The organism is Aquibacillus koreensis (genome assembly GCF_025154055.1).
GTDB classification, from domain to species: Bacteria; Bacillota; Bacilli; order Bacillales; family Amphibacillaceae; genus Aquibacillus_C; species Aquibacillus_C koreensis.
In genome coordinates, this window is record NZ_JAOALK010000058.1 from 50174 (window position 1) to 72701 (window position 22528).

Annotated in this window: 19 protein-coding genes; 4 read left to right on the plus strand and 15 right to left on the minus strand. The window is 38.8% G+C overall.

All coding sequences use genetic code 11. The features are described 5' to 3' along the window. Positions 1–29: 29 nt before the first annotated feature. Both uraD and NYQ66_RS18740 read right to left on the minus strand, forming a co-directional pair. Complete coding sequence (uraD, locus tag NYQ66_RS18735) at positions 30–533, minus strand: 2-oxo-4-hydroxy-4-carboxy-5-ureidoimidazoline decarboxylase (protein ID WP_259871694.1); 504 nt, start codon at positions 531–533, stop codon at positions 30–32. Between the two features lie 647 nt (positions 534–1180). Next, positions 1181–2797 (minus strand): PucR family transcriptional regulator, encoded by a 1617-nt coding sequence (locus NYQ66_RS18740; protein WP_259871696.1) that lies wholly within the window; start codon positions 2795–2797, stop codon positions 1181–1183. 199 nt (positions 2798–2996) lie between these two features. On the opposite strand from NYQ66_RS18740, the gene allC reads away from it, so the two are divergent. The 3 genes from allC (at position 2997) to NYQ66_RS18755 (ending at position 7274) form a co-directional block, all read left to right on the plus strand. Then, positions 2997–4250, plus strand: coding sequence for an allantoate deiminase (gene allC, locus NYQ66_RS18745; protein WP_259871699.1), 1254 nt, complete (start codon positions 2997–2999; stop codon positions 4248–4250). Positions 4251–4274: 24 nt separating this feature from the next. After that, positions 4275–5537: a pyridoxal-phosphate-dependent aminotransferase family protein gene (locus NYQ66_RS18750; RefSeq protein WP_259871702.1), complete on the plus strand. Its 1263-nt coding sequence runs from the start codon at positions 4275–4277 to the stop codon at positions 5535–5537. A gap of 375 nt (positions 5538–5912) precedes the next feature. After that, positions 5913–7274, plus strand: coding sequence for an allantoinase (locus NYQ66_RS18755; RefSeq protein WP_259871704.1), 1362 nt, complete (start codon positions 5913–5915; stop codon positions 7272–7274). A gap of 127 nt (positions 7275–7401) precedes the next feature. Here the strand turns inward: NYQ66_RS18755 and NYQ66_RS18760 are convergent, their stop codons facing one another. The 13 genes from NYQ66_RS18760 to NYQ66_RS18820 all read right to left on the minus strand — a co-directional run bounded on the left by NYQ66_RS18760 (position 7402) and on the right by NYQ66_RS18820 (position 21693). Beyond that, the gene (locus NYQ66_RS18760; protein ID WP_259871705.1) at positions 7402–8676 is read right to left on the minus strand and encodes an amidohydrolase family protein; all 1275 of its coding nucleotides are present in this window, start codon (positions 8674–8676) and stop codon (positions 7402–7404) included. Between the two features lie 19 nt (positions 8677–8695). Then, positions 8696–10045 carry an amidohydrolase family protein gene (locus tag NYQ66_RS18765; RefSeq protein WP_259871707.1) on the minus strand — a complete coding sequence of 450 codons (1350 nt, stop codon included), beginning with the start codon at positions 10043–10045 and terminating at the stop codon, positions 8696–8698. 3 nt (positions 10046–10048) lie between these two features. Further along, positions 10049–11119, minus strand: a complete 1071-nt coding sequence (locus NYQ66_RS18770) for an ABC transporter substrate-binding protein (RefSeq protein WP_259871709.1) — start codon at positions 11117–11119, stop codon at positions 10049–10051. Positions 11120–11143: 24 nt separating this feature from the next. Then, complete coding sequence (locus tag NYQ66_RS18775) at positions 11144–11995, minus strand: ABC transporter permease (RefSeq protein ID WP_259871711.1); 852 nt, start codon at positions 11993–11995, stop codon at positions 11144–11146. Positions 11996–12010: 15 nt separating this feature from the next. Beyond that, on the minus strand, positions 12011–13357 hold the full coding sequence (locus NYQ66_RS18780) for an FAD-binding oxidoreductase (RefSeq protein ID WP_259871713.1): 1347 nt from the start codon (positions 13355–13357) through the stop codon (positions 12011–12013). Positions 13358–13366: 9 nt separating this feature from the next. Then, a complete protein-coding gene (locus NYQ66_RS18785) occupies positions 13367–14104 on the minus strand; it encodes an ABC transporter ATP-binding protein (RefSeq protein ID WP_259871765.1) in 738 nt (245 codons plus the stop codon). Between the two features lie 81 nt (positions 14105–14185). Continuing rightward, positions 14186–15013: a creatininase family protein gene (locus NYQ66_RS18790; RefSeq protein ID WP_259871715.1), complete on the minus strand. Its 828-nt coding sequence runs from the start codon at positions 15011–15013 to the stop codon at positions 14186–14188. Positions 15014–15080: 67 nt separating this feature from the next. Continuing rightward, entirely contained in the window at positions 15081–15608 is a 528-nt protein-coding gene (locus NYQ66_RS18795) for a (2Fe-2S)-binding protein (protein WP_259871718.1), read from the minus strand. Next, positions 15587–17875, minus strand: a complete 2289-nt coding sequence (gene pucD / locus NYQ66_RS18800; protein WP_259871719.1) for a xanthine dehydrogenase subunit D — start codon at positions 17873–17875, stop codon at positions 15587–15589. The genes NYQ66_RS18795 and pucD overlap by 22 nt, the downstream gene beginning before the upstream one ends. A gap of 20 nt (positions 17876–17895) precedes the next feature. After that, on the minus strand, positions 17896–18792 hold the full coding sequence (locus tag NYQ66_RS18805) for an FAD binding domain-containing protein (protein WP_259871722.1): 897 nt from the start codon (positions 18790–18792) through the stop codon (positions 17896–17898). Further along, positions 18774–19400 (minus strand): NTP transferase domain-containing protein, encoded by a 627-nt coding sequence (locus NYQ66_RS18810; protein WP_311202036.1) that lies wholly within the window; start codon positions 19398–19400, stop codon positions 18774–18776. Before NYQ66_RS18810 ends, NYQ66_RS18805 begins: the two co-directional genes overlap by 19 nt. Next, positions 19397–20413, minus strand: coding sequence for an XdhC family protein (locus NYQ66_RS18815; RefSeq protein WP_259871724.1), 1017 nt, complete (start codon positions 20411–20413; stop codon positions 19397–19399). Before NYQ66_RS18815 ends, NYQ66_RS18810 begins: the two co-directional genes overlap by 4 nt. A 701-nt stretch (positions 20414–21114) precedes the next feature. Continuing rightward, the gene (locus NYQ66_RS18820) at positions 21115–21693 is read right to left on the minus strand and encodes a DUF1836 domain-containing protein (RefSeq protein ID WP_259871726.1); all 579 of its coding nucleotides are present in this window, start codon (positions 21691–21693) and stop codon (positions 21115–21117) included. A 186-nt stretch (positions 21694–21879) separates the two neighbouring features. Between NYQ66_RS18820 and trhA the strand changes: the two genes are divergently transcribed. Beyond that, on the plus strand, positions 21880–22527 hold the full coding sequence (trhA, locus tag NYQ66_RS18825) for a PAQR family membrane homeostasis protein TrhA (protein ID WP_259871729.1): 648 nt from the start codon (positions 21880–21882) through the stop codon (positions 22525–22527). Position 22528: the final 1 nt, after the last annotated feature.

Genomic DNA, 22528 nt, shown 5'->3' on the forward strand with positions numbered 1-22528 from the left:
TTCTCCACTTCACCCCCTATATTTTATTGTTATACCTTCTCCTGCTTGAATTTATCCTGCAAACGAAGAAGAGCAATTTTATATATCTCAGCTAGTGCGGTAGAAAATTCATCTACAACGGTATGATTCACCCGTTCTTTCATGGCTTGATAAATATCGTTCTTATTTTTTCCTTTCACAGCAAAAACAAAGGGGAATCCAAATTTAGTAATATAAGTTCCATTCAATTTTTGAAAACTAGTGTACTCTGCTTCCGTTAAATTTTTCAGCCCCGCTCCTTGTTGTTCTCTCACGGATTCTACACTCATTTCAATATTATCACCAAGGTTTGGATGTGACCGAATCAATTCAAGTTTTTCTTCTCTTGGCGCGTTGCTTACGATCTCTACCATTCGGTTATGAAGTGCCTCCAATGATGAAAAAGGACTATGTTCATAAGCTTTTTTTGCTACCCAGGGCGAATGTTCAAATATCTCTCCAAATTCTTTGATAAACGCCTCTTCACTCAATCGATTCAACGCTTCTAAATTCACTTGATTTCCCTCCATTTCTAACGGATTCATACGCTTCTATATTTCTATACTAATGTCGAAATGGAGGAAAGTCATTATATACTCTAACCAATTTTCATGTATGTTACGTAGCATATTGCATAACAGTTTGTATAAAATCCGTCGTATTAAATGTATTTTGAGTTTACCAATATAACGCCGTTCCGGCAGAATACTTCGCTTTCCGCGGGCACGGCCTCAGCCTCCTCGTGGAAGGGCGCCACTGCGGGGTCTTCACCTCGCGCTGTTCCCGCAGGAGTCTTCGTATTCTGCCTCCACTGTTTTGTGCTTTCTACTCATTGATTCTTTTAGTTAATTGATACAAAAATAATACATCTACATCTAGGAATTACATTTTAAATGAAAGCCAGTACCATTATTTTAAGCAGTTATTAGCGGATCGAGTGAAATTGGCGACACTCCTGTGGGAACAGCGCGAGCCGAAGATCCACTCAGGAGCGTACTTTGCGACTGAGTTAGCTGAGGCCGTGCCCGCAAGAGGAATCTGAACTTTGAAAAATCCGGGTTCTGGGATTTTTCGTGATTCCTCCTCGGAAAGGGAGCCAATTTCACTCGAGGAGCGGGTGGGTTAGTTAAGACAGAATTTGTATCAGGTCCGAACCATGTGATCATAAGCCTAGCAATGTCTTAATCCGTAAAGCAAGGCGTATTTGTAGTGTTGTTTCGGCATCTGTTATGTTCCTGCCTAGTAATTCTTCGCATTTTTCTAAGCGGTACACCACCGTGTTCCGATGCACGTATAGTCTTTTTGCCGTTTCGGATATTTGACAATGTGATTCTAAATAGACAAACAAGGTGTGTAACAACGTACCGTCCTGGTCATATGCAGCCTTTGCTAGCTGTTGCAATGAATTCTCGTAAAACTCTTGTAAATCATCTCTCGGAATGACTCGCAATAACTCCATTACATCTTTCGTTTGATAACGTTGAATAAATCCAATTTGACCGGACAATTTACCATTATGCAACGCATCTTGCGCTTCTTTAAAACCTGTTTTTACATTTAAAAAATTCCTTGATAGATTGCTAACACCAAATGAGATGTGACGATTGAAGCGCTCTTGTACCTTAGTCTGGACAAAGCCTAAGGAAGACATTATATACGCATGAAGGTCCTCTTTTTCTTTAGGGAGCTCAAAGAGTAAAATGCAGAGATCCCCTCGCGTAAATAAATGTGTCGATAAGGATAGGCTAACTAATTCGTCCTCTATATAAGCGTACACAGCATCAATCTCTAATTGGTTTTTTGTATAACTCCCACTAAATTCGTTTATCTCTAGTTGACCTGTTGCGCATATATAGGAGTTGTTGTTATCAAGTTGAAATTCTTTTGCTCTATTCACAACTTCCTCATCCGAAGTAAATATCCCCTCACTAAACCTGAAGAAGAATTCATTTTTTACACGCCTTGTGTATTGTTTTAAAGCGTTCTCCTTCATTAGCTCAAAAGAAATAACGTTAGTTGCTTGCTCAATCGTTAGCGTTTCCGAGTGATTGTCAGGATGAATGTCTCCCATAACTACCAAAAATCCAGCTTTTCTTTCATGCGTGAACACTAAAAATACAGAATATGTTTCTTTATCTTCCAATGTCGAAAATGTAAAAAAGGAGGTGTCTGGAAATAAGGAAATGGAATCTTTTATATATAATTCTTCCATTTTCATTGTTGTCTTTTTGCTAGTATGAGAGGATGCCATTGGTTTTCCATATTGATCTAGAAGAAATACAGGATATCCAATCATCTCAGCCAAACTTTTTAATAGCTTATGTATCCCTTTTCCACTCATAATGTGATTGGAGAATTGCTTATGTGTTTCGATTGCAAAACGTAATTCATTTGTCCTCATATCCAAAATGCTACTAAGTACTTGATTAACAATGTCTCCTAGTGAACTCTCCAATGGCAACTCAATAATAGGGAAAGCGAGTTCATTTGCTCGTTGAATTACCTCTTCAGGAATTTTCCGCAAGAATCGTTTCGTTTTTATTCCTAATGCAGCACATCCTTTTTGGTCCATTTGTTCTACAAGATCTACGAGCAACTGTGGTTGATCCTTCACGTGATAGGCTGTTGTCACAAGTAACTCATTCGGCTTTAAGAACCGAGCAATGTCTGGTGCATCCATCATGTTTACATGCAATACTTCCCTATGCATCCCTTCATTACCAGCAATGACACTACTTCCATTTAAAGCTGATACTTGCATTATTTGTGTAACTTTCATGTACAAGCACTCCCCGTACGATTAATGCTTCTCATTTTAACACAATATTTTGAACTTTTATCTAGTTTGCACAAATAATTGATGAATTTACTACATTACTGCCAATGAAGTATCTTTATCTAATTGATAAACTAATGATAAACATTGGCATAAAATCAAATACAACTGAAGTGAAATGATCGTTCAGGTGATTGGAGGAGTGAGCTTGAAAACACAATCCAAAAGTAGTGTAATCGAAACGGATACAATTGAAGCATGGGTGAAATGGCTTGCTTCCTACGGACAATCCGATACAGGTGGGGTGAACCGTCCGTTATACTCATCTGCTTGGATTCAAGCACAAAAAGCATTAAAGGAACGTATGGATTATTTAGGTTTTACCACACACTATGACAGCATTGGAAACCTATTTGGAAGAGTGCAAGGATCCGATCAAGATGGAACAACAGTCTTAACTGGTTCACATATAGATACAGTCTTGGATGGTGGTATGTATGATGGCGTATATGGCATTATTGCTAGTTTGATAGCCACACATAACCTTTACCATAAATACGGTACGCCTAGGAAATCAATTGAAGTAGTCTCTTTATGTGAGGAAGAAGGAAGTCGTTTTCCTATCACTTTTTGGGGATCAGGAAATATCACAGGAAAATATAGTCTAACTGATGGGGTAAATAAAAGGGATATAGACGGCACCGAACTGCTTGATGCAATGAAAATCGCTGGTTTTGACCCAGAAAACTATACCTCACCTAAGCGAAAAGATCTAGATTGCTTTATTGAACTACACGTAGAGCAAGGGATCGTTTTAGAAAGAACAGGAAAATCATTAGGAATTGTGAGTCATATTGTAGGACAAAGGCGTTTCACCGTTAAAGTATCCGGCGAGAGTAATCATGCAGGCACGACCCCTATGCCCTATAGAAAAGATGCCATGCACATAAGCTCTCAACTAATAACAGAACTCACCGAGAAGACAAAAAAGTACGATCCTGATTTAGTTGCTACAGTAGGTCAATTAACAGCAAGGCCAAATGTACCAAATGTAATTGCAGGTGAAGTCGTATTTACACTAGATGTTAGGCACCATCAAGAAGAGACATTACGTACTTTTTGTAAAGATCTAGCACATCTTTTTCAAAAAAAGGCAAAGGATCATTCCGTCCACATCACGATGGAGCCATGGTTAAGCATAAAGCCTGTGGAAATGGATGCAGCATTAACGTACACCTCCGAGCAAGCAGCTGCAGAATCAAACATTGCTTATAAGACGTTATATAGTGGCGCTGGTCATGATGCACAGTTATTCGGTAATTTCTGTCCAACAGCTTTATTATTTGTTCCAAGTAAAGACGGTATTAGTCACTCCCCTAAAGAGTTTACGACAAAAGAAGACTTACAAGCTGGAGTTGATGTATTAACTGCACTTTTATATAAGTTAGCTTATTAACTTTCAGATCGGAGGACAATAACCATGACATATTTAGATTTGAATACACCACAACGCACGATCATGACACCGGGTCCTGTAGAAGTGGATCCTCGGGTGCTCCGCGCAATGAGCACCCCTATTCTAGGTCAATTTGACCCTGCATTTACTGCGATCATGAATGAAGTAATGGAAATGCTTCGCAAAGTATTCAAGACGCGCAATCAATGGGCATTCCCTGTTGATGGGACTTCGCGTTCAGGGATCGAAGCTTTATTATGTAGTGTGATTGAGCCTGGTGATAAAGTATTTATCCCTATATTCGGTAGGTTTGGATATTTACTAACAGAAATTTGTGAACGATACGGTGCAGAAGTCCATACAATCGAATGTCCCTGGGGGCAAGTATTTAATCAACAAACAATTATCGATGAAATGAAAAAAATAAAACCAAAAGTAGCTGCACTTGTTCATGGCGAGACATCAACAGGTTGTATGCAACCGATTGACCAGATCGGTCCAGCTTGTAGAGAAGAAGATGTCCTTCTGATCGTAGATGCAGTAGCATCGATTGGGGGAGTGGATATACGAGTGGACGAATGGATGATCGATGCAATCGTTGGCGGTACACAAAAGTGCTTATCCGTACCTGCTGGCATGGCACCAATCACATATAATCATAGAATTGAAAAAGTGATAGCAGCACGGAAAAAGGTGGAACGCGGAATTTCTACAGATGATGATCGAAAAAATGAGTTATCGAGAACACATCCAATCGTTAAAAGTAATTATCTAGACGTAGGCATGCTGCAAGATTACTGGGGACCAAGAAGGTTAAACCATCACACAGAAGCGACATCTATGCTGTATGCACTTCGTGAAGGATTAAGAATTATCCTAGAAGAAGGACTTGAAGAACGCTTTATTCGCCATAAAGAGCATGAAGAAGCATTAATAGCCGGAATTGAAGCTATGGGCTTAACGTTGTATGGAGATCGATCTGTAAAACTAGCAACCGTCACCTGTATCGCTATTCCAAATGGGGTTGACCCAGAATCCGTAAGGGCAATGTTATTAGATGAATTTGGAATTGAAATCGCAAAATCTTTTGGCCCTCTGGAAGGGAAAATTTGGCGAATCGGCACAATGGGATATAGTTGTAGAAAAGAGAATATTTTATTTGTGCTCGGAGCCTTAGAAGCCGTGTTAATCAGACATGGTGTTGCGGTTAAAACTGGTAAAGCATTACAAGCAGCCTTAGATGTATATGCCACACAAAAAAAGCAAAGCAAAACGGTCGTACCTTAAGTTTACTTTCAATAAGACTGTAGCTTATGACACATTTTGTATAGAATCTGTCGTAACTTAACAATCAGGAACTAGCTACAATGACGACCTTTTTAAGCGGACATTTATTCCGTTATTTTCACTAACATGATCGTTTTGTTGCTTCTCGAGGACATTTTTTCCGCTATTTCTTCATTTTGATCAAACTTTCTTACAATTTCTATTAAATAACGGAAAAAATGTCCGCCAAAATGCTAAACTACTAAGAAATTACTAAAATAGCGGAAAAAATGTCCGTTCAATTTCAGTATTCTTCTAGCATTCAGAGATTAAGTGGTGAAAACTCAGTTAGTGGCTATTAAGAAAGATTTACCATCAAAGCGAAGGGGCGTTGCTATGGAAATGAATTATGATCTTGTCATTAAAAATGGAATGGTTGTACTTCCAGATAAAATTTCTAAAAAAGATATTGGGATTTACAATGAAAAAATAGTTTCCATCGAAGAAAACATCGACCCCGGAAACGCTACTATGGAGGACGCTAAAGGGCTCTATGTTTTTCCAGGTATGATTGATGTACACGTTCACTTTAATGACCCCGGTCGAGAAGAATGGGAAGGCTTTGAGTCTGGCTCAGCCATGATGGCCGCTGGGGGTTGCACCACATTTTTTGATATGCCATTAAACGGGATACCTTCTACAACTACAGTAAAAGCATTACACGAAAAGGCTCAAATCGCACACAAAAAGTCGGCAACTGATTTTGGTCTTTGGGGCGGACTTGTTCCTGGTAATATTGCAGAATTAGCTCCTCTTGCTCAAAGTGGTGTCGTTGGATTTAAAGCATTCATTTCCACTTCTGGAAACGAGGAATTTGAGGCATCAGATGACGAGACACTATTTTACGGTATGCAAGAAATTGCTAAGCTCGATAAAGTCCTTGCTCTCCATGCAGAAAGTAGAACAATAACAGATATTTTATTGAAGCAAAAACTACATAACAAACAATATTCTGCTGATGATTATGCCGAGACAAGACCAATTGTTGCTGAAGTGGAGGCAGTGGAAAGGGCGCTTGCTTATGCAGAAATAACAGCTTGTCCGCTTCACTTCGTCCATATCAGTAGTGCACGAGCAGTGGAAAAGATCACAAATGCTAAGAAAAAGGGGGTACAAGTTACGCTTGAAACCTGTCCACATTACTTACTATTCTCTCACCAAGACTTAGTCGAAAAAGGATCGGTTGCTAAATGTGCCCCTCCTTTACGTGATATGGAAGAAAAACAAAAATTAATTCAATTGTTAAAAGAAGATAAGATTGACATCATTGCTTCAGACCATTCACCAGCTCCTTTTGCATTAAAAGACCCAGAAAAACATCATCTTCTTCACGCATGGGGCGGAATCAGTGGAGGCCAGTTTAGCTTAATAGCGATGATTGAATTAGCAGTAACGCATGATATTCCGTTTCATCTTGTCTCAAAATGGACAGCATTAAACCCTGCAAGACGATTCCAGCTATCCTCCAAAGGGGCTATTAAAGAAGGGTTAGATGCAGATATAACGCTGGTTGATTTAAACGCGACTACTACTGTAACCCCTGAATCATTTTTAGCTAAGCATAAAAAAAGTTTATACATGGATCATACATTTCCATGTCGAGTTACCAAAACATATAACAGAGGTTCCATTGTTTATGATGATAGATCAAAAATACTAGATAAGATGACAAAGGGACAGTGGATGAAACCAGAATAACGGTGTTCTTAACATAATCACTCCTTATCCATAGTTCGGCCACACACTCTCTTGCTTGAAATATACAAAAAAAGCGTAAGAATCTTCTACACCCTAGATTCTTACGCTTTTTACCGCTCTTGAGATCTCATGTACTCGCTCCACTTACTTTATTGTTTGTGCTCACGGTGTGCCACTGTGTCTTTTCAGGCTCGGTTGAAGCAATTAGATTGCCATTTCTAAAGATGAAGCTACACTTGGGCTGATTCGTAATTATATCACTCATATCCTTTCCTGGTATGGTAATAAAATTAGCTGGCTTTCCAATTTCAATTCCATAGTTTTCTTCAAGCCCAAAGCTTTGCGCACCATGGTGAGAAATCATTTGAAAAATAGCATGTAAATCATCAGCCCCTGTCATATGCGCTAAATGTAACCCCATATGTGCAGCTTGTAAGATGTTTCCACTACCGAAAGGATAAAAGGGTGTGCGAATATCGTCATGCGCGATACATACATTAACTCCTGCTGTATATAAGTCTTTTATTCTCGTAATCCCTCTTCCTTTAGGAAACCGATCTAGCCTACCTTGTACAACACTATTAATCAATGGACACGCGACGATCGTTAACTCTGCTTGTTTAACTAATTGGATTACCTTTTGCGCATAGGGTTCATTGTAATAGGCTAAAGCAATCGCATGACTAGCTGTCACAGACCCTTCCATATTATTTTTAATCGTTAAATCCGCAACAACTTCCAGAAATCTGGACTGGTCATCATCGATCTCATCACAAAAAACATGAACAAATTTATCATACTGCTTCGCAATCGAAAAACAGTATTCTAGTGACGCTATCCCTTGTTCTCTCGTACGCTCTAAATGAGGTACAGCACTAACTGCATCAGCACCCATCTCAACCGCTTCTATTAATCTCGCTTGATTTTCCTCACATGACATTAATCCGTCTTGTGGAAATGCAATGATTTGGAGTTCTAATACCTCTGCCATTCTTTTTCTTACCTCTAACAAAGCTTTTAATGCTGTCAAATGCGGATCTGATATATCCACTGCTGCTCGTACGTACAATACACCGTGCTCCATTAACATGTGTAACGCCTTGGTCGCTCGATTTATTACGTCTTCTTCGGATAAATACTGCTTTCTTTCATGCCAGATCGAAATGGCCTCAAACAATGTGCCCGTTTTGTTATTTACTTGATTTCCGATCGTTAAAGTCGTGTCTAAATGTGTATGCATTTCTACGAATGGTGGCAGCACGATATGACCATGTGCATCCCACTCTTTTTCTCCCTGTATCGATGCTGTCGTTATGGCAGCAAAACAACCATTCGCAATGCCAATATTTACTGTTTTATCTTCATTTAATCGTCGAACATTCTTCACAACACTATTGAACATGCAATCAATCCACCCCGACTTACAGTTTAATTGTTGCTGATTGTTTGATTCCATTCCATAAATCTTCTAACTTACGATCTCCAAAAGAATGGGATTCTGTTGTACTTGTTAGCCATTTGCCCTTGGTAAATATATACCTTGAAGGAGAACTCGAACCAAACATATCATAGACATCATTGGTATCAAAAACAACAAAGTTTGCGTATGCACCTGGTTCCACCTGGTGATTGTCGATGCCGAACATACGACCTGGGATCGTTGTGATCATTTTTAACACGTGTAAGATTTCAGTTTTGCTCGCCATATGTGCTGCGTATGCAGTTAATAACCCAATTTGAAGCATGTCACCTCTACCAAATGGATGGAATGGATCATTTATATTGTCTGATGCAGTGGCTACAGGAACACTATACTCAACTAACTCTTTTACTCTAGTGATCCCTCTTCGAACTACACCCCGATCTGCTCTACCCTGTAAATACATATTTGCTCCAGGCAGAGTAATGGCATTTATTTGTTGCTCCGCCATGCTGCTCATAATTTGATCAGCCTTCTTTTGCTCCATAGCAGCTAAAGAACAAAGATGGCCAGCTGTTACCCTCCCCTGCAAACCATATTGCTTCGTTTTTTCAATAAGTTGTTCGATTGTACAGATCGCTGGATTATCATTTTCATCTACATGCAAATCAATGAATTTATCATACTTTATTGCTAGTTGAAATAATTTTTCTATATTTGCCTCTGCATCAGGGAAAATGTGTGGGGCGCCACCTATGCCGTCTACTCCTAGTTGAATCGCTTCTTCTATAATTTCCATTTCTCGTTTTGTTCTTCCGCTCATTTTTGAAAACATCGGTACTACTTGCATGGATACATAAGGGCTCAGTTCACTTTTGACTTCTAGTACTGCTTGCAAATGCTCTAATGCTAGCGTTTGACTTACATCTAACTCGAAATTCACATGGGTGCGTATATGTGTCGTACCAAAAGAAAGGGATTGAAGCGCAGACCTATAGACGCGCTTCTTAATCTCTTCTTTTGAAAATAAGTGTGCTTTTTGACTATAGTTGGAAATCGCTTCTTGCAACGTTCCAGATTCATTAGGTACATCTTTTAAGGAAAATGCTTTATCCATATGTGTGTGAATGTCAACAAAAGAGGGAAGAATGATTCTTCCCTCTACATCTATCTCAGAAACTTCTACTTGCTTACCATCCATAATAGACAAAGCTCTCACTTCTGTAGCATATCCCGGTTGTTGTTCGATCCGTTTATACATACCATCTTGAATAATAATCTTATAAAACATATTTTCATCCATAAGTGGTAACCGAACATTGTGTAATATCATTTCATTCGAGCTCTGCATCACTTATTCCTCCGTTGGTAAAAATTCCGTCGTGAAGTAATTGCTTGCATCCTCTTCGTATGAGATGATTCCTAAATCAATCATTTTTTGTTGTAAATCGGACCAACGTTCTTCAGACATATAACCAAAACCATGTTCCGCAGCATCTCCACCAAATACGAATTCATCTTGTGTTTCTGCTCCAAAATCCATCAATTCGGTTGTTAAATCTGGATTATATTCTTGTAGGAAAGATTGATATGCAGCTGGATCCTCTCGATAAGTCTCCCAACCTTTCACTGTAGCCTTCATAAATGCTTTCACAAGCTCTGGCTTTTCTTCTATTACTTTTTCCGTTGTAAAGATGACATTCGAGTATGGTTGGAAACCAGAATCATGGATTAATAGATGATTGTTTGCTACACCTTCTTTATCTAGTACAAATGGCTCTGAAGTCACATAGCCTTGTGTTACTGCATCAGGATTATCAATAAAGGTTGCTAAATTACCCGTATAGGAAAGCTCTTTCACATCATCTAGATCATACGCTTCTTTAATATATTCCCAATAACCAACACCAGGGGCAGTAATCACTGTTTTTCCGTTTAAATCAGAGAAATCTTCAATTCCAGCTTCTTCGTGTGAGATCAGTACATAGGGACTTGTTTGAAAAATAGCACCGATTGCTACGAGTGGAATACCTTTATCACGTGCATTCAGAATATCTTCTCCAGAAGTATAGCCAAATTCTACTTTTCCAGACGAAACCAACTGTGTTGCTGAAATTTGCGGGCCACCAGGCTCTACCGTCATATCTATACCTTCTTCCGCATAATACCCTTCCTTAAGCGCTGCATAGTTACCACCATGTTCCGGCTGTGCAAACCAGTTCGTTACTAACTTTGCTTCTCCTAAATCAACTGCTTCTTCACTCGCTTCTGTTTCACCTTCTGTCTCAGTTGTCTCCGTTTCCTCTACGTCCGTATCCGTTGCCGCTCCTGCTTCAGATGATGCATCTTCCCCACATGCTGCTATTACCATTAATAGCAACAGCATTCCAATCGCTACGATAAATTTCCCTGCAGTTGATTTCATTTGATTACCCCCTATAAATTTTTGTTATCTTTCTTTTTTCATCTCCGATTCATGCCAAGAGCCTAATACTAATTTCGAAAATAAACTTACTAGTAAGAAGAACACAATCCCTAAAATAGAAGCTGCAATACCACAAGCAAATAAGTATGGAATTTCCATCGTCGTTGATGCTACTGTAATCGCGTAGCCTAGACCACCGTCACCTCCCCCAATCCCCGCGATATATTCACCTACAATGGCACCAATGATCGCCAGTGTACAAGATATTTTTAGACCCGCAACAATGTACGGAAGCGCCGCCGGAATACGAATTTTCCACATAATTTGCCACTTGGAAGCTTTATATAAGCTGAGTAAATCTATCATGCTGCGATCTGTGGCATTAAGTCCAATTAATGTATTGGACAACATCGGGAAGAATCCAATTGTAAATGCAATAATGACAATGGCATTCATACCTGAACCAAACCAGATGACGATGATTGGAGCAATTGCCACGATTGGTATCGTTTGAAGTAAGATCGCATATGGGTATAGACTTCTTTCTAAGATCTTTGAGCTCGCCATAATAATGGCTGCCGATACACCAATCAATACACTAAACACAAACCCGATGACAGATTCTAGTATCGTCGTTGTTGCCGAATTCACAAGTCTACTCCAATTCTCAATGGTTGCTGCGAGAACATCTGTCGGTTTCGGCATGATATACGGAGGAATCTGTAATAATAATGTGCCAAATTGCCAAATAAGCAGAAACAGAACAAGCGCAATAATTGGAGGTCCCCAGACAGACAGAATATTCAGATTTATTTTTGTGGACCTAGCAGATGGTTTTTGCGTAACTTCCAGCTTTTCCGTTTGTATATTCTCCACGTTATCTCCTCCTTTTTAGTTAACTAATTCCTCATGCTCCGGCTTAGGAATTTTACCTCTATTCAACAGATCATACGGATCATTTTCTTGCTTCAATTTCGTTATTTCTTCCATTCGTAAATTGTATCCACCAAAACCAAGATAGTACGTATGTGGATTGTTTATCATCACACCATTTGCTTCAAAAAAGGCAATGATTTCATAAAGCCTTTCCTTCGATTGATATATGATTACAGGTAAAGAGGCTGGTGTCACTTTGCCATTTATTTTGATATATTCAAAATGAAATTGGACTTCATAACCAAAGCGATCACGAATTGCCTTCATTTGATCAAAAACCTTCGACGTATCAAATCTCGCTTGTAAGTAAGTCATATTCTCTCCGTGTTTATGCGCCCATAAGGTTGCATGATTCCAAGTGAAATCTGATACCTTCAGACCCTTGTGATACTTACTTGCCGGAATAGAAAAGCTAACTTCTCCTTTATGTTTTTGTATGAAATGGGACAATTCATCACCGTTTTGTTCATTTGTTTCCAACATTACAATCGACTTATTTTCAGGAAGAAACTTCTTTAACTGTTGAAAGTGTGATGGGATCGGCCATTCGCAGACGGAAACCAATCGTTTTAATACAGCTTCTTCATGGGCTAATTCATCACTAAAAGTGACAGCCTGTTCAAACGTATCAAATGAGACAATATGTTGGGACCATTCGGTCTTTGGTTCAATTGGCAATACAGCTTCGATCACAATTCCGGTAGTTCCATAATTATGGATATAATCTCTAACCGCATCCCCTTTTAACGTGAAGATTCGTGGTTGTTTTTCAACGGTCATCACTGTTACTTCTAGTACATTGCCATCCCATAAATTTCCCCATCGAATGGAACCAATTCCTCCTGAACCACCACATAAGAAACCACCAACAGTCGATTTCATAAAAGTGCTTGGATAAATATGAAGTTCTTTTCCTTCCTTTCTTAGCGTTTTCTCTAACATCCCTAGACGAAGTCCTGATTGCACATGCACTTCACCATCTCTTATTTGTAAAATTTGATCTAACTTTGTTAAATCAAGTACAATACCGCCATCTAGTGGAATCGCCTGCCCATAATTCCCTGTTCCAGCTCCCCTTGGTGTTAGTGGAATTCGATGTTCGACGGCAAATGTTACGACCGCTTTTAACGCATCCACTGTTGTTGGCTGCACCGCACAATCTGCTACTTTATCCTTTAACTCCTCGTATAAAACTGGTGAATACCAATAGAAATCTTTCGATAACCGCTCTACCGCCGCTTCCTTCACAATGATTTGTTCCTCACCAATTACCTGTTTCAGCTGATCGATCCACACCTTCATCACTCCCAGTTAAAATTTTAAATCGTGTGATACTTGCGCAACGATGTCACTAAATTGATGTGTTGTTCTGATTTCATCATTACGAGGAAATGCCAGTGGTACATCTACTGTAGAAGCAATCTTCCCAGGACTTGGTGTCATTACGGCAATTCGGGTAGATAAGTAAACTGCTTCAAATACGTTATGTGTGATAAATAACACCGTCATCTTTTGTTTTTCCCAAATACGTAAAAGTTCTGTTTGCAGACTTTGACGTGTAATTTCATCCAGCGCACCAAACGGTTCATCCATTAACAGTAGTTTCGGTTTTGCCACTAACGCTCTAGCAATCGAGACACGCATCCGCATTCCGCCTGATAATTGTCTTGGCAGTGATTTCGTATAATCTTCTAACCCTACAAGTTCTAATGCACGTAAGGCTTCTTGTTTCTTTTCCTGTTTAGACATTTTCTGAAATTCGAGCGGTAACATGACATTATCTAGAACAGACCGCCATGGTAATAGGGTGGCATCTTGGAATACAAATCCTACATCTGTTCGTTTCTGGCCCGTATCATTCATGTCTGAACCTAGAATCTCAATGTTTCCTTTTGTATTATCAATAAGTCCAGATATCATCTTAAATATAGTTGATTTCCCACATCCAGATGGACCTACAAACGAGATAAACTCTCCTGCTGAAATATCAATGTTAATGTTATTTACTGCAACATTGCCATTCGGAAACACTTTACCAACATCCGTCATTCTAACTACTGATTGACTTGATTCCACTTGTGTTGATACCTTATTTACCACTGTCGATTCCGTAACCACGCCTATCTCCTCCTATCCTTTTACAAATGCTCGTTTTAGTTCATCAATATTAAACATGCTCATTTCAATCAATGCTTCGGCAACAAAAGCACCAGCCCTACGGTTTATTTCTTGCCCTTTTTCCACTGTTGCTTTCGTCGCATCTCCTGCCATTCCGGTCGTTGATATATCCTCAATCACCCAAGCAAAGTAGCAACTACCCTTTAAATAAAGATGTTTATTTTCAACTGGCAACTGCACAAATTCTGTTGGACTTAAGTGCGCGTGAACCCAATCCTGTTTCATATCTAATACCATGGATGTTTCTACATCGCCCCCGTGAATCCCGAATTGCCTTTCACGTTCAGGTATCAAATCACCCAAAACGTTTCCATCAGAAGCATTTAACCGAAAAATCATCATTCCCGTTTCAATTCGAACTTCCCGAGAGATCATGTTTAATAGATCATGATTGCCTCCATGTGAGTTAAACAACACCAGTCGTTTAAATCCACTGTCCCTGACACTTTTAGCTATATCCATTACGACAGCCTGTAGTGTCTCAGCAGATAATGTTAATGTACCAGCCATCCCTAGATGCTCCGTACTTTTTCCGTATGGTAACGGAGGAAGCATCCAGATGTTATGGTCATCTGTAAAATGTTCAAATGCTTCTGTCAGCACACCTTCTGCAATTAATGTATCTGTATAAATTGGCATATGCGGACCATGTTGCTCCACTGCACCGATGGGAAGAACAATTAATGCATCCTCTTTTGGTAATGCTTTAACTTCTTCCGTACTAAGACGCGCAAAGAACCGGTCATGAAAAGCTGTGCCTTTAAATCTATCACTTTGCATAAGCTAGTCTCCCCCTCACTTTTTGTTTTTCAGAAAATTCAGACTATATTTTGTAAAAAATTAAAGGTTATACTTCAACCTGTAGGTCTCTTATAACCCTCTCTACTGATCTAATAATTCCTCCGTAACCTGTGCATCTACATAAATTACCAGATAGCGCCTGCCTGATCTCGTCTTCTGTAGGATTAGGGTTTTCATCGATTAACGATTTTACAGCCATAATCATGCCAGGGGTACAATAACCACATTGAAAACCACCTTCTTCTAAAAAAGCACGTTGTATGATCGGCAGCGTCCCTTTTTCCTTATCGATCGTTTCTATGGTCGTTATGTTTGATTCATCCACTTGATAAGCCATTACTAGACACGCATTTACAAGTTGATTATTAATCAACACAGAACAAGCTCCACACCTACCAATACCGCAAGAGATTTTTGTGCCTGTTAACGCTAAATCGTCTCGAAGTATATCAATAAGCCTCCTTGTAGGGTCAACTTCCAACATCATGTGCTCCCCGTTTAGGCTAAACGATATAGAAGTTTGCTCATTCACAGGTTCTGTTTCGGTTTTACTCAGTGTATTACTTTCTTCCATCTTTTCTTCCCCCTTTGACTAACCGCTGTAACAATCTCTTCCGATGAGACAGGAAGTTTAGACACCCAATGCCCAGTTGCATCATGGATTGCCTTTACAATTGCTGGCGCAACTGCTACGTTACCGATTTCACCAACTCCCCGAGGTCCATAAGGGTCCCCCTTAGCTAGCTTTTCAATTTTTTCTGTGTTCATTTTATACGGAACATCATAGATCCCTGGAATTAAGTAGGAATCAAAATTTTCCGTCACATACTTGGAATCCACCATCTTGGCTTCTTCCATTAATGTATAACCTAATGCCATCACACCCCCACCTTCAATCTGACCTACGTACCCCATTTCATTAACAACCGGCCCGGCTGCAACAGCTTGATCCAGTGCAACAACCCTCACATTTCCGGTAAGCACATTAATTTCTACTTCCGCTAGTACACCTGAAAATGCGTATAAAAAATGCCCCGAATCAATTTCGTCGGGTGTTGTTGGAAAGTCGAAATTGGTAGAAACCACGATCTTCTCTTTATCACCGATTGATTTAGCGATTACTTCATAGGAGATAAAAGTACCGCCACCTTCACTCGCTATCACACCACCATTACTTAATTGCAATTGCATAACTGGAATATCTAGTATTGCTGCCGCCTTTTCTAGGATCAATCGTTTAAATGGTTCTTTCATACGTTGCATCGCATGCCATACCATACTCGTACCACGAGAAGCCGTCGTTGAGCCTGAAGATGGCACATACTTCGTATCACCGATCAGAATCGATAGATCGTCCGGTGAACACCCCAGTTCTTCCGTTACAATTGTTTCAATAACTGCAATGATGCCTTGCCCTACTTCTTCAAACCCAAAAGCTATTTCGATCTTTCCCTTTTCTGTTAACGATAATCTGCCTCCTGCAGGATCTAATCTTCCGTACCCCAATCCACCACCATGCATCGTAAGAGCAATTCCAGTACCTCTCACTGTATAACGAGTTTCACTTCGTTTTGATTTTTGTTGTTTAATTTGTAATGATTTAGAAATAGATTCTAATACGTTAGAAGCTCCGTCTGTTTCAGCAATCCGTTGTCCAAGTGGACCAAGATCCGTTGCTTTTCTTATATTTCTTCTCCTAAGCTCAACGGGATCTAAGTTTAGCTTCTCCGCAATTCTGTCCATTTGGCCTTCGAGTGCAAACGTTACCTGGTTACCACCAAAACCTCTAAACTCACCAGATACACCATTATTCGTATAGACGGATACACCTTCCACTTCCACATTTGGTATAATATATGGTCCAGTTGCATGCTCTACAGCAAAATCCAAAATAGCTGGACCTAGGGTGGCATATGCTCCTGTATCCGCGACGATCTTAGCTTGATAGGCAAGTATATTACCTTTTTGGTCAACACCCGTTTTTACACTAATTTTCATTGGATGCCGTTTCAAACCAGAAATCATGGATTCTTTCCTTGTTTGATGGATTTTCACTGGCCTTCCCGTTTTTAATGCAAGTAAAGCACCATATGGTTGGATGTTTAGTTCATCCTTACCACCAAAAGAACCGCCCATTGGACTTGAAATAATCCGGATTTTCTCCTCTTCAATTCCTAGAATTCTGGATAATTGAAATCTATCTTTAAATCCATGTTGTGTACCTATATATACTGAAATCCCACCATCTTCTTCCGGTACAACGACACCGCCTTCCGTTTCCATATAGGCATGCATTTGTCTTGGTACTTGATAGGTCTCTTCCAAAATGACATAACTTTCATCTAGCGCTTTATTTACATCCCCTTTTTTATGACCCGCACGATGCAATACATTTCCATCCTTACCTAGTAGAGGTGCATCCTCCTTTAATGCTTTTTCCGGGTCATCAATAACAGGTAAGGTTTCATAGTCCACTTCAATAAGTTGGATTGCTTGTTCCGCAATTTCTATGGAGGTTGCTGCTACAGCTGCGATTGCGTCACCCACATATAAAACTTTATCTTTACATAAAACAGGTTGATCAGGCGTGATAATACCAAAGCCATTTAGCCCAGGTACATCTTCATGTGTAATAACACCATAAACACCCGCCAAGGCTTCTGCTTTCTCGGTATTAATGGATAGAATTCTAGCATGGGGATAGGAACTTCTTACTATTTTGCCATATAGCATATCCGGAAAAGAAAGATCGCTTAAGTATTTTAGGCTACCAGTAACTTTAGATCTCCCGTCCGGCCGAATTTTTTTCTGCTTAGCATTACTTTGCTGAGGGTGATGCATTTTTGGACCACTCCTTTGCTTTAGGATATGAGCTGTTCTAACTCAGCAACAATCAGGTTGGCTAACACGGATTTCCGATAACTTTCCGTAGCAAACGGATCTCCCGTTGGTTTGTACTCCTCTAAAATTAGATCATATACATCTTCTAATAACGCTTCCGTTATCACTAAGTCTTGTAGCTTATTTTCACATGCCACTAAGCGTTTTGGCGTAGTTCCTCCACCTCCAGCTGCTATACGTACAGCCGTAATTTTTTTACGCAAGTCGATGGAACAAATAAGTGAGACTGTCACAATTGATGGAATAAAAGCTTGCCTTCTGCCTACTTTTTTATAAAAAGTAATTGGTTCTAAGCCATTCCATTTTGTTGGTATATCTATTTGAGTGAGAATTATATTTTTATCTTTTTTCATGACCTCTAGAAAAGTAGAAAGTTCATTCGTGTTGTACTTCCTACCATCAAACCAGGTTACCTTTGCGTCTAACGAGAGGAGAGCTGGAATAATATCACCAATTCCGTATCGTACGTTTCCACCAATAGTAGCTCTGTTACGAATTGACGGAGAAGCAATCCCTTTTATCGCTTCAACCATGATGGGGTATTCTTTAGCAATAATAGGATGGTTCATACACATAGCCAGACTCGATAATGCCCCAATACTTACTTTATTTTCAGATCCGGTCCGAAAATAATGAATTTCTTTTAATTCGTCTATTTTTTCTAAACTTATCAGATGGGCTGGTAATTGATTACCTTGTTCTCGTTGCAATTGGATTAACGTACCACCAGCGATCAATATAGCATTGGAATCATATTTCACTTTAAGTTCATACGCTTCTTTTATTGATTTAGGCATCCATACTTTTGTTGCAAGCGTTTGGGTAGCATTTTCTGTTACTAGATTCCCATTATCCATCGGTAATCTTCCTCTGTATCAACGTCATAAAAACATCTCCAATCATCGCACTCGATAATCACACCACGATCATCATCTTTCATTCTAATTAACGATCTTGCACCTTTATCTCCTTCAAGCTGTAACAATTCAGGAAAGCATGTATCCTTAAATAAAATAGGTGGTTGAACTACCCCTTTGAAACTAGAAGCTACATAATGTACTTCTTTCCCTGTATTCATTAAGTCGTGATACGTATCAATCAATTGGTTAACTAGATTCTCGTTTATAAGAGGTTGGTCCGCTAGTAGGATGACTACCGCTTTTGCTTTTAAAGCCTTCGCGAACTTCACCCCACATTTAATGGAGTTTGCCTGCCCTTTATCAGCATCTTTACAAGCCAAGATTGAAATCTTTCTATCTATTATCTGTTGTTCCTTAAGCCAATGCTGTTTTTCCTTCTCTTTTGTAATTGCTGCAATATGATCGATTTTGGATTTCTTTGCAACCTCTAAGGCTGAATTCCCTAATACACCATTTTTGAATGGTAACGATAACTTATCCTTTCCCATCCTTGTACTCTTTCCAGCAGCTAGATATATACCGATACAATCCGCCTGCTTCATCATGATATACAAGCTTTCTTTATATCTCTTCTTTTGGAAATCTGAATCAGTTCTGCTACGACACTAATCGCAATCTCTTGTGGACCTTCTGCCTGTATGGATAATCCGATTGGAGACGTAATATTTTCAGGTATTGGTTTACCACCTAATAACCTGCGTGTTCTTTGCTTAGAACCTAAAACTCCTAAATAGCGTACTTTCTTATGCATTAACGTCGCAAGTAACTCTTTATCCTTTTCAAAATTATGCGTAAGAATTACTACAAAATCATTTTCAGTCAATTGGATGCGCGCAAGCAGTTCCGCTGGAAAACCAATAACTACCTCAGCCGCATTTGGAAATTTTTCTTTTGTACATAAGGCTGGTCTCCAATCTGCAACAGTGACATGAAATCCCGTAGCAGTAGCAAATGAAACCAAAGGTCTTGCATCAATACCTGCCCCGAATATAATTAGCCTTTGCTTCGGATGCATATGTTGCACATACACGTCATATCCAAGATCCTTACAAGCATGAATCCCATCCCCCAAATGTTGTATGTTTTTTGGAATTTCACCTATCCATTCTCCGAAATGATCATGATCTTCTGCTACATAAAGATAGTCGTTGGACACATCACCTTCCCTTAACTTTTTCAGGTAAGTCACAGATTTACCTTTGTCCAAGTATGACTTTAATCTTTGAAGGTAACGCTTCTGGTCTTGCTCTATTCTTTCAACTAAGACGTCAATTACACCATTACATCCAGAACCTTCTCCCCACGTAAGACTGTCTATACCACGCATATCATAGGAAATTGTACATGATTGTTCTTGAATCCCATTTTGTATTCTTACAGCAAGATCTTCTTCCAGACATCCCCCACTTATTAAGCCAACCTGAGAACCGTTATCTTGAAAAAAAGCCATTGCACCCTCTTTCTTATATGCGGAGCCTTCTACACGAATAATTCTAGCCATAAAACCATCTTCATCCGAAATGCAGATAGTATCTAAAATGTCATATAGATCATTCAAGATAATCTCTCCTTTACTATTATTTGAATAGTCAGTTTTATTAAGTAATACTCTTAGTATTTATATTGAATTAGAATTGATGAATCATCTATGTGTTTGTAAGATTATCTTACAAACTTCCAAGTAAATTACATTAATCACATCACATATAATGTAATGTTTAATTACGTTAATTACATCCTATACTATATAAAGCATCTAGTCATTGGTCAAAATAAATGAATAACACTTCGCTAATTAGATACTTTAACTAATGAATTATCAAACGCGTATGTATAAAGGTGTACCCTGAAATAGCTTCATAACAAGCTGAAGCTTAAGATTTGGACAACGTCAAAGGATGAATAAACAACCTTTCCAACCATCTTTTGTAGCAATCGAATTCACCTCGCAAGCATTCACCATGCATTTATTATCTGAAAATTTATAAAATTCAATTATATCATTTGCAATTATCCATTTTAAAATGTAACACTTCGTAACAAAAAGTGTTATGTAAATGAATATTCAGACTAATTAAAACATTCATCAATTCATGGAATTTTACATATTTCGGTTTGTTGTTGTAAAAAATCAGGGGAAAATGTAGGAGAAAGAAGAATGAAGAAAAAATAACGCAATCGTGTAGATAGAAGAATCCTACTGATTGCGTTGCCAATAGCGTATTTTATTTTTTTATTGAAGATTATTTTATTTCTAAGTCACCCTTCGTCCACTTCTTTGAGTTCATCCACTAATTTTTCTGCTAATTTCCGATACATATTACTTTGATTTACTAATGTAGTTATAAGTAGGAGAGATCGAAAGTATTCTTGATCGTTATCATTTATGTTATCTAACTCTTGATTTACCATATTATCGATCGTTTTCACATTTTCTTTAAAACCTGCCGAGTTCTTATCATGAAGTGATAAATAGCCGTTGTACACTTCTGCTAAACCGCCCTGATCTTGTTCAAACTTGGCATTCATTTTATCAAGCACAGCTTTTATATCATTAATTGATAATCCACCCTTAAGTTGATAGATAAAACTAATCATCAGCAAGTGTTCTTTTGAATATTTTTTATTTTTAATTGGAAATAAAAGCTTTGCCTTCGAATAGTTATTGATCATCGTTTTCGTTAGTATTTTATCTTCAGGATCTCGTTTACTCTCACTATATATATTTTCAAATAACTGGGTTACTTGATCCATGTATAAATCAATGTTAGGAATGTCCTCTAACGTAAGTCTCTTTTCTAATCCAAGGCCTTCTATTAACGCATCTATTTCTTTCATGTACTAATCACCCACATTCTTCTTTATAAATAGTAATTATTAGCAATCTATTTTATCAACCACAGCTTTCATTTTTGTACAGTATAACTCAATTAGCACCGAATTTAAAGCCTTGACCACACCTTACAACAGTAGTATTATAATATGTAGTATTTAAAACTACATGTTGTTATAGGAGGGTTTTAAATGAACACTTATATAAGAGAACCTATAAATGGATTAACACACCTAGCCGGTGCGATCCTTTCCTTCGTCGCATTACTTGCCATGGTGATTAAGGCGTCCATTACAACTGCTTCACCGCTTGTTATAGCTGCAGTGACTGTATTCGGTATTAGTATGATACTATTATATGCCGCTTCAGCCACTTACCATATGGTTATAGCAAAAAGCAAAGTTATTGCATGGCTTAGACGTTTAGATCATTCGATGATTTTTGTTCTAATCGCCGGGACCTATACACCTTTTTGTTTAATTACTTTAAACGGCGTGACTGGATGGTCATTATTTGGGATTATCGTCGCTTTCGCTATTAGCGGTGTTGCTTTTAAAATGATTTGGTTTAAAAGTCCAAGATGGCTTTCTACAATGCTATATATTGCTATGGGCTGGATGATCGTTTTCGCATTTGCACCTCTATCCAATGCGATGGAACAAGGTGGCATCATTCTATTAATTTTAGGTGGCATACTTTACACCATCGGGGGAATCATTTACGGTGTAAAACCTTCATTCCTGGAATTTAAACACCTGGGATTTCACGAGATTTTTCATATCTTTATCTTACTTGGCAGTCTAGCACACTTTCTTAGTGTTTATATGTACGTACTTTAAT

Excerpts from the sequence above, each read along its gene's own strand:
- NYQ66_RS18740 (WP_259871696.1), bottom strand. The coding sequence starts at position 2,797 with ATGAAAGTTACACAAATAATGCAAGTATCAGCTTTAAATGGAAGTAGT.
- NYQ66_RS18750 (WP_259871702.1), top strand. The coding sequence starts at position 4,275 with ATGACATATTTAGATTTGAATACACCACAACGCACGATCATGACACCG.
- NYQ66_RS18755 (WP_259871704.1), top strand. The coding sequence starts at position 5,913 with ATGGAAATGAATTATGATCTTGTCATTAAAAATGGAATGGTTGTACTT.
- NYQ66_RS18760 (WP_259871705.1), bottom strand. The coding sequence starts at position 8,676 with ATGTTCAATAGTGTTGTGAAGAATGTTCGACGATTAAATGAAGATAAA.
- NYQ66_RS18765 (WP_259871707.1), bottom strand. The coding sequence starts at position 10,045 with ATGCAGAGCTCGAATGAAATGATATTACACAATGTTCGGTTACCACTT.
- NYQ66_RS18770 (WP_259871709.1), bottom strand. The coding sequence starts at position 11,119 with ATGAAATCAACTGCAGGGAAATTTATCGTAGCGATTGGAATGCTGTTG.
- NYQ66_RS18780 (WP_259871713.1), bottom strand. The coding sequence starts at position 13,357 with ATGAAGGTGTGGATCGATCAGCTGAAACAGGTAATTGGTGAGGAACAA.
- NYQ66_RS18785 (WP_259871765.1), bottom strand. The coding sequence starts at position 14,104 with ATGACGGATGTTGGTAAAGTGTTTCCGAATGGCAATGTTGCAGTAAAT.
- NYQ66_RS18790 (WP_259871715.1), bottom strand. The coding sequence starts at position 15,013 with ATGCAAAGTGATAGATTTAAAGGCACAGCTTTTCATGACCGGTTCTTT.
- NYQ66_RS18795 (WP_259871718.1), bottom strand. The coding sequence starts at position 15,608 with ATGGAAGAAAGTAATACACTGAGTAAAACCGAAACAGAACCTGTGAAT.
- pucD (WP_259871719.1), bottom strand. The coding sequence starts at position 17,875 with ATGCATCACCCTCAGCAAAGTAATGCTAAGCAGAAAAAAATTCGGCCG.
- NYQ66_RS18805 (WP_259871722.1), bottom strand. The coding sequence starts at position 18,792 with ATGGATAATGGGAATCTAGTAACAGAAAATGCTACCCAAACGCTTGCA.
- NYQ66_RS18810 (WP_311202036.1), bottom strand. The coding sequence starts at position 19,400 with ATGATGAAGCAGGCGGATTGTATCGGTATATATCTAGCTGCTGGAAAG.
- NYQ66_RS18820 (WP_259871726.1), bottom strand. The coding sequence starts at position 21,693 with ATGAAAGAAATAGATGCGTTAATAGAAGGCCTTGGATTAGAAAAGAGA.
- trhA (WP_259871729.1), top strand. The coding sequence starts at position 21,880 with ATGAACACTTATATAAGAGAACCTATAAATGGATTAACACACCTAGCC.